This is a genomic window from Pseudomonas sp. HY2-MNA-CIBAN-0224 (assembly GCF_040310285.1).
Lineage (GTDB): Bacteria > Pseudomonadota > Gammaproteobacteria > Pseudomonadales > Pseudomonadaceae > Aquipseudomonas > Aquipseudomonas helleri.
Window position 1 is genome coordinate 1 of sequence record NZ_JBEOPQ010000791.1, and the last position, 247, is coordinate 247.

1 protein-coding gene is annotated in these 247 nt (G+C 49.8%); it reads left to right on the forward strand.

Features of this window, described 5'->3' with window-relative positions; genetic code table 11:
* Window positions 1-247, forward strand: a 247-nt coding sequence (locus tag AAEZ03_RS28475; RefSeq protein WP_350583324.1) for a DUF3360 family protein, incomplete at both ends; no start/stop codon positions are given.

A 247-nucleotide genomic window follows, 5' to 3' on the forward strand; every position in this document is an offset into this window, starting at 1 on the left:
CCATTATACTGTATGCGGTGTTAGAGAACTTCCAAAAGCGTTGGCTGGCAGTGCCACTTAGCTGCTTGTTAGGTGGTGGAGTAGCCTTTGCCATGGGCGCACCCTTTGCTTTTGAAACAGGGCCAGGCTTACCAAATATGAGCCCAATGTATTGGTGGGGTGAAGATACAGGTTGGATGCTTGGTCTGCCAACCGTTGAAAGCTTTATCGTGGTGCTACCGTTTGCAGTATTAGCAGTGGCGATGTG